The 9,361-nt window shown below is 61.2% G+C and carries 9 protein-coding genes; 3 read left to right on the top strand and 6 right to left on the bottom strand.

The window, feature by feature from the left end; genetic code table 11:
- Together QZ213_RS19060 and QZ213_RS19055 are read right to left on the bottom strand one after the other, a co-directional pair.
- A partial coding sequence (locus QZ213_RS19060; protein ID WP_291687651.1) for a GFA family protein occupies nt 1-329 on the bottom strand: 329 nt, incomplete at its 3' end.
- A gap of 50 nt (nt 330-379) precedes the next feature.
- The gene (locus QZ213_RS19055) at nt 380-1,489 is read right to left on the bottom strand and encodes an S-(hydroxymethyl)glutathione dehydrogenase/class III alcohol dehydrogenase (RefSeq protein ID WP_291687650.1); all 1,110 of its coding nucleotides are present in this window, start codon (nt 1,487-1,489) and stop codon (nt 380-382) included.
- Nucleotides 1,490-1,885: 396 nt separating this feature from the next.
- Between QZ213_RS19055 and QZ213_RS19050 the strand changes: the two genes are divergently transcribed.
- Nucleotides 1,886-2,092, top strand: coding sequence for a hypothetical protein (locus tag QZ213_RS19050; protein WP_291687649.1), 207 nt, complete (start codon nt 1,886-1,888; stop codon nt 2,090-2,092).
- 100 nt (nt 2,093-2,192) lie between these two features.
- Here the strand turns inward: QZ213_RS19050 and QZ213_RS19045 are convergent, their stop codons facing one another.
- On the bottom strand, nt 2,193-3,176 hold the full coding sequence (locus tag QZ213_RS19045; RefSeq protein WP_291687648.1) for a PQQ-dependent catabolism-associated beta-propeller protein: 984 nt from the start codon (nt 3,174-3,176) through the stop codon (nt 2,193-2,195).
- A gap of 365 nt (nt 3,177-3,541) precedes the next feature.
- Here QZ213_RS19045 and QZ213_RS19040 point away from each other — a divergent pair, with 365 nt between their 5' ends.
- Nucleotides 3,542-4,678, top strand: a complete 1,137-nt coding sequence (locus tag QZ213_RS19040; protein WP_291687652.1) for an ABC transporter substrate-binding protein — start codon at nt 3,542-3,544, stop codon at nt 4,676-4,678.
- 63 nt (nt 4,679-4,741) lie between these two features.
- On the opposite strand, the gene QZ213_RS19035 is transcribed toward QZ213_RS19040, so the two are convergent.
- Nucleotides 4,742-5,203, bottom strand: a complete 462-nt coding sequence (locus tag QZ213_RS19035; RefSeq protein WP_291687647.1) for an SRPBCC family protein — start codon at nt 5,201-5,203, stop codon at nt 4,742-4,744.
- Between the two features lie 515 nt (nt 5,204-5,718).
- On the opposite strand from QZ213_RS19035, the gene QZ213_RS19030 reads away from it, so the two are divergent.
- Complete coding sequence (locus QZ213_RS19030; RefSeq protein ID WP_291687646.1) at nt 5,719-6,111, top strand: hypothetical protein; 393 nt, start codon at nt 5,719-5,721, stop codon at nt 6,109-6,111.
- 40 nt (nt 6,112-6,151) lie between these two features.
- Here the strand turns inward: QZ213_RS19030 and QZ213_RS19025 are convergent, their stop codons facing one another.
- Nucleotides 6,152-6,553: a calcium-binding protein gene (locus tag QZ213_RS19025; RefSeq protein ID WP_291687645.1), complete on the bottom strand. Its 402-nt coding sequence runs from the start codon at nt 6,551-6,553 to the stop codon at nt 6,152-6,154.
- Between the two features lie 378 nt (nt 6,554-6,931).
- A partial coding sequence (locus tag QZ213_RS19020) for a c-type cytochrome (RefSeq protein ID WP_291687644.1) occupies nt 6,932-9,361 on the bottom strand: 2,430 nt, incomplete at its 5' end.

The raw sequence follows: 9,361 nt of genomic DNA, 5'->3' as shown, positions 1-9,361 counted from the left end.
GCCTTGTTCTCGATGCGGCCGTACATATGCGTGCCGCAGGCCTTGCAGGCGTGCCGCTGGATGGTTGCCGAGGCGTCGATGATGTGCAGCTTGTCGCCGTTCTCGAGAACGGTCACATTGTCCCGCGGCACCACCGCGACCACCGAGAAGGTCGCCCCGGCGGGCTTCCAGCATTTGGTGCAGCCGCAGGCGTGATTGTGCGCGACATCGCCCTTGATGCCGATCTTGACCGGCTTGTCCTTGCATTTGCAGACGAGGGTTCCGCCGGCAAAACTGCCCGAACCCTTCTTCACTCCGTTGTCGACCGACGGATGGATGTGAACAGTCATAGGCCAATCCTCCCTTGTGTTTGACGTCTTTGCTTTCCGAACGCGCTTGGTTAGAACACGACGACCGAACGGATCGACTTGCCTTCGTGCATCAGATCGAACCCCTTGTTGATCTCCTCGAGCTTGAGCACGTGGGTGATCATCGGATCGATCTCGATCTTGCCATTCATGTACCAGTCGACGATCTTCGGCACGTCGGTGCGGCCGCGTGCGCCGCCGAACGCCGTGCCCTTCCAGACCCGGCCGGTCACGAGCTGGAACGGCCGGGTTGAAATTTCCTTGCCGGCTTCCGCCACTCCAATCACGACCGACACGCCCCAGCCGCGATGACAGGCTTCCAGCGCCTGGCGCATCACGGTGGTGTTGCCGGTGCAGTCGAAGGTGAAATCGGCGCCGCCGTCGGTCAGCGTGACCAGATGCGCGACGATATCGCCGTCGATCCTGGACGGGTTGACGAAATGCGTCATGCCGAAGCGGCGGCCCCATTCCTCCTTGCCATCGTTGAGGTCGACGCCAATGATCTTGTCGGCACCCACCATCCGCGCGCCCTGGATGACGTTGAGCCCGATGCCGCCGAGCCCGAACACGACCACGTTGGCGCCCGGCGTGACCTTGGCGGTGTTCACCACCGCGCCGACGCCCGTCGTGACACCGCAGCCGATGTAGCAGCTCTTGTCGAACGGCGCGTCTTCGCGGATTTTCGCCACCGCGATTTCCGGCAGCACGGTGAAATTCGAGAATGTCGAACAGCCCATATAATGGAAGATCGGCTGGCCCTTGTAGCTGAAGCGCGACGTGCCGTCGGGCATCACGCCCTTGCCCTGGGTGGCGCGGATGGCGGTGCAGAGGTTGGTCTTCTGGCTCAGGCAGCTTTTGCACTGGCGGCATTCGGGCGTGTAGAGCGGGATCACATGATCGCCGGGTTTGACCGAAGTGACGCCCGGTCCCACCTCGCGGACGATGCCGGCCCCTTCGTGACCGAGGATCGAGGGGAAAATCCCCTCGCTATCCAATCCATCGAGCGTGTAGGCATCGGTGTGACAAATCCCCGTTGCCTTGATTTCGACAAGGACCTCGCCCGCCTTGGGGCCTTCCAGATCGACTTCGACGATTTCGAGCGGCTTCTTTGCCTGAAACGCGACTGCGGCGCGTGTCTTCATGTACCGTTCCTCCACCCAAAGTTTTTTGCTTGAGTTTGGAAAATTTACGGTTTTTTCAAAATCTTTACGGTTTTTTCAAAATCATCGAGCCGCTGGGTAGACCCTCGTTGGCAATGCAGCGCGCTCACGAATCACAAAGCGCCAAAGGCCCAAGCAAGCCATCACGTATTTTCAAAACATTGCACGCTCGCGTCGAAAGTCAAGGCCGGTGGTTCCGGCACTGTCGTAATGAGATGGACCCGCCGCACAATTTTGCGATGCGGCAAAGCGATTTGCCACTGAGCGGTGACGTTCACCCGCGCGAGCAGGCAAGCACGAGATTTCTTGTCGAAAATCTGAAACGTGGAGATGGATTGCGCGTATTATGGTCAAGCCATGTTTTGTATGGAGGGCAGATTGATAGAAATCATCCTGACCGTCTGTGCCATCGCCAATCCCGCCAATTGCGAGGAAAAGCATCTTCAATTCGCCTGGAACGGTTCGATCCAACAATGCATGATGGCTGCGCAGCCCTATATCGCGCAGTGGATTGACCAGCACCCGGCATGGAGGACAGAGAAATGGAGCTGCGGTTACCCCGGCAACAGGAAGCGGGAAATTTGAGCTAGCCCACGTGGGCGCATGCCCAAATGCGGCGCCCGTTCGGCCGCACCCAGCGGCGAGGCCTCGCGGCGGGTTTCGGCGAACGCGGGCGTTTTGATTTTTAGTTCGGGCCGAACGCAATCCCCCAGGGCAACTCTCCAACCTGGATCGACTTGATAACCCGCTGGCGCGCCACGTCGATGACCGAGACGTCGTTTGAGACCCCATTGGCCACCAGCAGATATTTTTCGTCCGGCGTAAAGGCGCCGTGCCAAACGCGTTGACCGACCAGCAAATATTTCAAGACGACGTGAGTGACGCCATCGACCACAGCGACCCGATTGGCGGGTCCCAGATCGACGAAGCCGAGCTTGCCGTCTTTGGTGATATTGATGCCGACCGGCTGGATTGCCTCGGATCGGAGACCCGGAATCTCGAACTTGACGGTCTGCTTGAGTTGCCGTGTCGCCGGATCGATGATCGCGAGGTCGCCGCCGATCTCCGAGCTTACCCATAATTCGGACCCGTCGGCCTTGAACGCCGAGAAGCGCGGACGAGAGCCGACCAGCAAATTGCCGACGATCTGGCGGCTTGCCGTGTCGATGAAATGAACCATGCTGGTCGTTTCCGACGTGCATATCAGCGTCTTGGAATCCGGGCTGACCGTCATGCCTTCGGGCTCGATACCGACCGACACCTCGCCGATGGAGGCGCGCTTTTCGAGGTCGAGCACGGTCACCATCGCGTCGTTCTCATTGGCGACGTAGAGAATCTTCCCCGCCGGATCCAGCGTGAACTGTTCGGGATCCGGACCCGACGGCAACTCGCCGGCGCTGTTGAAGGTTTTCGCGTCAAAGACCTGGATCTTGTCATCGTCGCCGAGGGCGACATAGACCAGCTTGCCGTCGCGGGAGACTTCGATACCGCGCGGGCGTTGTCCAGTCTGGATGGTCGCAACCGTCTCCATCTTGTCGGTATCGATCACGGAGATGGAATTTCCCTTTTCGTTGGAAACATAGGCAAGGAAGGCGGAAGCGGATCCGGCCGAGAAAGAAAGTCCAAGCAGGGAAAGGCCAAATACCGCGGTCCAGCGCACATCGAACATGTCGTATTCTCCAACGCATCAGTCCGGCGGTGATGCAGGGAGTGTTTCCCCGCCGGGTCCGGGCTCTATTTGATGCTGATCCGCGGAAATAGACAATCGTCCGGCGGGCCCGAGGGAGTCGACCGGGCTCGCCGTTTCGTTGCGCTACACTGTAAATGGAGTACCTTGACCGCTGGCAAGCAAGAGTAATGGAAGCCAAAATGAAATGCTGGCATCGGCCGCGACTACCAAAGCGGCTCGACAAGGCGGCGTGGGATGAAATGTTGCAATGCAATCGAGCGGCGGAGCCTGTCCGAACATGGCATCGGAGGCGTGATTTGTTCCGGACTCTGTTCGTCGTCTGCGCGTTGATCGCTTCGAGCGGGATGGGGCTGGCCGACCAGCCGCTGGAAATCAAGATCGGCTACCTCCGCCAGGCGCCATCGAGAATCAGGATTTCGCTGATCGACGTCCCGGCGGCGAACGACGGCCTGGCCGGCGCGCAATTGGCGGTCGAAGACGATAATGCCACCGGGCGCTTTCTCAATCAGCGCTATACGCTCGTCGAGAAATTGGTTGGCGAGGGCGACGATCCGGTCGCGGCCATGAATGCGCTGGCCGATCAGGGAGCGTCATTCATCGTCACGGGCCTCGATGCGGACCGGTTGCTGAAAGTCGCGGACGCGGGTCAGGCGCGCGGCGAGACGTTGATCAACGTATCGGCTTTGGACGAGCGGCTGCGCGAGCAGGATTGCCGGAGCAATGTCATCCATGTTGCGCCCACGCGTTCCATGCTGGCCGACGCGCTCGCGCAATACCTGATCTGGAAGAAGTGGGGCAAATGGATGCTGCTGGTGGGCTCCCACGAAAACGATGCGCTGTTCGCTGAGGCATTGCGCCATGCCGCGACGCGATTCGGAGCCAAGATCGTCGAGGAACGGGTATTCAAGGACAGCGGTGGGGCGCGGCGCACCGATAGCGGGGTCGCCGAGATTCAGCGGCAGATGCCGGTCGTGACGCAAGGTGCTCCCGAGCACGACGTGCTCGTTGCGGCGGACGAAAGCGAGGTTTTTGCCGGCTATCTGCCGTACCGAACTTGGAATGCTCGGCCCGTCGCCGGCTCGGCGGGACTCATGCCCACCACATGGAATGCCGCGTTCGATCAATGGGGCGCCGTGCAACTGCAGAACCGCTTCACCAAGACATTTCAGCGCCCGATGACGGCGCTGGACATGCAAGCCTGGACGGCGGTTCGCATGATCGGCGAGGCGGCGGTCCGAGCCGGCTCCGGCGAACCGGGCAAGATGCTCGCCTATATCAAGGGCCCGGACTTCTCGGTTGCGGCGTTCAAGGGCCAAAAGCTGACACTGCGCGACTGGAACCTGCAATTGCGGCAGCCGATCCTGCTGTTCGACGGCAGGAACACGGTATCGGTCTCACCGCAGGAGGGCTTCCTTCACCAGGTATCGGCGCTTGATACCCTCGGTCTCGATCGTCCCGAAACCAAGTGCAAGCTCAAGTAATGACGGCCGTGCTGTCGCCTGGGCGCTCACGCTGAAGCGTAACGTTGACGCAATCGATCCGCGTTATTTTCTGAGGACGTCCACGCCGGCCTGATATATGCCGTCGATTGTCTTCTTGGCGTCCGCGTCGCTTGCGCCCTTGGCGTCATACTTGCCGCTCCAGGTGATGATTGAACCCGCGCCCTCTTTCGCGACGCTGATCGTCGACATGTAATTTGCGACCGGGAGGGGACCCTCGACAATGGAATAGCTATAGGAATGCGCGGCGTCATCGCGCTTTTCGAGCTTCTCGACGATGGTCCCACCGCCCTTGAGCGACAAGGTTCGCGTCTTGCCATCCGCGGACAACGCACATTTTTCGATTGCGGGATGCCAATTGCTGATGCCGCAAAAGTCGCCGATCTTCGTCCAGACGGCATCGGCGGAGGCGGCTGACGCACCCTTGATGCTGGATTCGATTGCGCTGGCAGGAACGGCGGTCAGGACAAGCAGTGACAGGCCGATAGCGGCACCCGATACTTTCATGCGCATTTCTCCCCTGATTTCCCGGCTATCAATGCACGGTGAGATTGAAGCGTAGCAGCGGACGCGGTCACGCGCAAATTAACCGGCATCTGGCTGGTGCAGAACTTATCGACGAGGTGGATTGCCGTTTGTGAGGGCTCCGGTTCGGGAGCGGAGCACAATAACGGCGGCCACCTCCGAATTTTTTAATTCGTTGCTTCGAGATCTCGGGCGGCGAACGTTTCCGGTGGGCCGTGATCGGCGGCCATGTTCGGCAACGGGACTGCTATTATCCATTCCGCCAAGCGGCAGCTGCCGATCATCCCGCACGCCAAAGCACCCAGGCATCGATTGCGATCGGCACATCCCGACTGGTCGCTGATCGAGGGCCTGCCCTTGTCCGTCCTCCATTTAACGCATTGATTTATAAGTAGTTATTTTATCTCGGCTAATTTATCGCGCGGCATGCCGCAGCGCAGCATTTTCGGCACGAACATTGCTTCACTGATCCCGCCGGAAATCGCAGGAGCGCACGGATGAAACGCATCATCCTTTCTCTCGGTATATTCGGTTGCTTGATGGGAGTCGTGAATGGCCGTGATTTAGGACAATGGGATGCGGTCAATCCCGAAGTGCGTGAATGGTATCAGGCCCTGATGCAGCCGGACGTTCCGAATGCGTCATGTTGCGGCGAAGCGGACGCCTACTGGGCCGATGAAATCCATGTCAAGGACGGCAAGACCTACGTCACGATCACCGATGACCGGCCCGACGAACCGCGCAGCCGACCTCACATCGAGATCGGAACGGAGATCGAAATCCCGACCAACAAACTCAAATGGGACAAGTCGAATCCGACCGGTCACGGCATCGTGTTCTTGAGCCGTAACCGCTACGTGTTCTGCTACGTCCAGCCCGGCGGCGTCTGATCGACGCCGGCGATCTGGCCTGCGGCTATTTTGCCCGCGACTATTTCAAGAGTCGCAGCAGCGCCTGACCGGCTTTGCTGCTCAATTCCCTGGCGTCCAGCGTTCCGTCATGGTCCGGATCCGCGGCATTGAAACGCTGCTCGACCACCGCGAGATATTCGTCCTTGGTGAGGGTGCCGTCGTGGTCGGGATCGGCAGCGGCCAACTCCTTCGCGGTCAATCTGCGGGCCAACTCTCGTTTGTCGAGCGTGCCGTCATGGTCGCGCTCCAGCTTGTCAAACGCCGCGGACGCCGCCTTCTTCGCCTCGGCGAGATCGATCGTGCCGTCATTATCCGTATCGAACATGCCGATGGCACTGCGGGACTTCGCCAAGGCCGGCAACGCGCCAGCGAGCAAAGTGCCGGCGGCAAGCGTGAGAACAAAAGTGCGGCGCGATATCATGGGTGTAGCCTTTCCCTGGTTCCCTCTGCACACGTAACGCTGGTTCCGAAAGCGCGTTCCCTGACGAAAAAAGTATCCTGCCGAACAGCCTTCCGGTTTACGGACAATCGGGCCGCAGCGTTCCAGCCCGACCCGACCGCCACATCGAGATTATCGGCGGCGACGCTCCCGATCAACCGACGCGGAAATTCAGGTTGACGACGTCAAGGACGTGCGGATTTTCGCCAGCAGCTCGGCACGCAGTTTGCGGGCCGCAAGCGCCTGATCCATTTCGACTTATCCGTGACCGGATCCGTTGATTTCGGTTGAAGGTCCGCCGCCCGGCACAAGTGGCAATCAAGATATCCCGTGACGAATGTCATGGTGGCGCAAGAAAGATCAGTGCGACACCGCCTGCCTCAGCCGTTCGACCGCGCCCCGCACATCCGTCCATTGCGCCTTGTCCGGGGCGAATTGCCGCCTCAGGTAGGACACGAGCTCTGCCACCTGATCGTTGGTCATGGCGTCCTTGAAGCCCGGCATGTAGCCGAGATCGCTGGAGACCGGTGACGCGATGCCGTGCAGGATGATCTGGATCAGATTGTCGGGGGCTGCACTATGCAGATTGCTGTTCAGCGCCAGCGACGGCCGGCTGCCGAACAAGGGCGCGCCGCCAACCGCATGGCAAACCGCGCAGGCGCCCTCATAGAGACGCGCCCCTGGCGCTGACGCCGAAACGACCCGGGTGCCGGTCGAGGTTTCGAGTTTGGCGGCCAGAACGTCCTGAGCCGCTTGATCGATCGCGGTGGTGTTGAATGACGCGAGATAAGCCGCCATGGCGCGAATGTCCCGGTCGGGCAGCCCAGCGAGTTCCTTCACCACCGGCGCCATCGGTCCCGCGGCGACGCCGTGAAAGCGGGATTCACCGGTCCGCAGATAGGCGAATAGCTCATCCTCGCTCCAGGGTATCGGCGCGTGGGAAAGCGATGTCAGCGGCGGTGCTTCCCAGCCCTCGGTAAGACCGCCGGCCAGATAGGCGTCAGCTTTTTCGGCCCCCAATGCATTGCGCGGCGAGTGGCAGGCGCCGCAATGGCCGAGGCCCTCGACCAGATAGGCGCCGCGATTCCACAGCTCCGATTTCTTCGGGTCGGCTTCGAACACCTCGGCTGAATGAAACAGCGCGTTCCAGCCCGCCATCAGCGGACGCCAATTGAAGGGAAACGCCAGCGAAGGATCGCGGTTTTCGGCACGCACCGGCGTTTGCGCCATTAGATAAGCGTAGAGCGCTTGCAGGTCGGCATCGGTCGTCTTGGCGTAATGCGGATAAGGAAACGCCGGATAGAGATGCCTTCCGTCGCGGTGAATGCCCTCGCGCATCGCGCGCTCGAAGGCGGGATAGGACCATGCGCCGACACCGGTCTCAACATCTGGCGTGATGTTGGTGCTCCAGATCGTGCCGAAGGGGGTCTCGATCGCCCGGCCGCCGGCGTTGAGGACGCCGTTGGCATCGGTGTGGCAGACCGCGCAGTCACCGAGCGCGGCAAGCTGCTGGCCACGGGCGATGGTCGCCGCCGAATAGGTCGAAGCATCCGGCCGCGCGATCGGTGCGATCGACCGCCACGGCAGCACGGCCGCCGTGACACTGATCGCCGCGGCGCATAGCGCCCCGACGGTCGCGAGCGCGCCGCGCCGCTCGATGAACGGATTTTTCCAGCGATCCGTCGATGCCACGCGCTTGGGTGCCGCTATTGGGATTGCGGGTGCCGTCGCGTCCCGATCGCCTCGTAATCCCCGAAGAATTTTTTCCGGCGTGAACGGCAGTTCGCGGAAACGCACGCCTGTGGCGTCGAAGATCGCGTTGGCGATAGCTGCAGCACTCGGGACAGAAGCGGATTCGCCGACGCCGAGCGGCGGCTGATCCTGCCGCGGCAGCATCAACACGTCGATCTTGGGAACATCGGGGAATTTGAGGATGGGGTAGGCGCCCCATTCGCGGGAAGTCACCGAGTTACGATCGAACGAAACCTCTTCCATCAGCGCACGGCTGGTCGACTGGATGACGTTGCCGTGAATCTGATGGCGGACGCCGTCGGGATTGATCATCAGGCCGGAATCCTGGCCGGCGACGACGCGGGTCACGCTGACATCGCCGGTCGCCTTGTTCACGGCGACGTCGGCGATCCAGGCCGACCACGCCGCGCCATAGCCCGGAAACTTGCTGTGCACATAGAGGGCGTAGGCAAAACCCCGCCCGCGCACGATATCGCCCTCGGCGACCGGCTCTTGCCACTGTGGACGCGGGGTCCAGCCGGCGCGCTCGGCAACGGCGTTGACGAGGTCGATCGCGCGCTTGTCCTTGAGATAGCGCAGGCGATATTCGATCGGATCGACGCCGGCCTCGGTCGCCAGTTCGTCGATATAGGATTCATGGGCAAATGTGTTCGGCAATGCCGAGACGCCGCGAAACCACGAGGCGCGCACGATCGGCGGCATGTCGTGCGCCACCACGCGCATGTCCTGGTAATCATAGGGCGGGATCGCGGTGCGGTCGCCCATCTCGAACACGGCCGGTGTCGGCGCAACGGCTCCGGTGAGCAGCAGCGCGAGCGTAGGCGCACCGTTGGAGGGATAGCGAGTCGCAAAATCGTAACCAGCGACGCTGCCATCGGCGTTCAGTCCACCTTTGACGTCCATCAGTTGCGCCGTGCCCTTCGGCTCCCAGGCGTGCTCCTGCTCGCGCGTCAATTGCACCCGGACCGGTCGGCCGACCGCACGCGCCAATAGAACCGCGTCGGCGGAAACATCGTCGGCGCAGTTGCGGCCATAGCA

This window comes from Bradyrhizobium sp. (assembly GCF_017881085.1).
Taxonomy (GTDB): Bacteria; Pseudomonadota; Alphaproteobacteria; order Rhizobiales; family Xanthobacteraceae; genus Bradyrhizobium.
The sequence above is the reverse complement of the archived record's forward strand: the minus strand, read 5'-3'. Positions and strand labels throughout refer to the sequence as shown.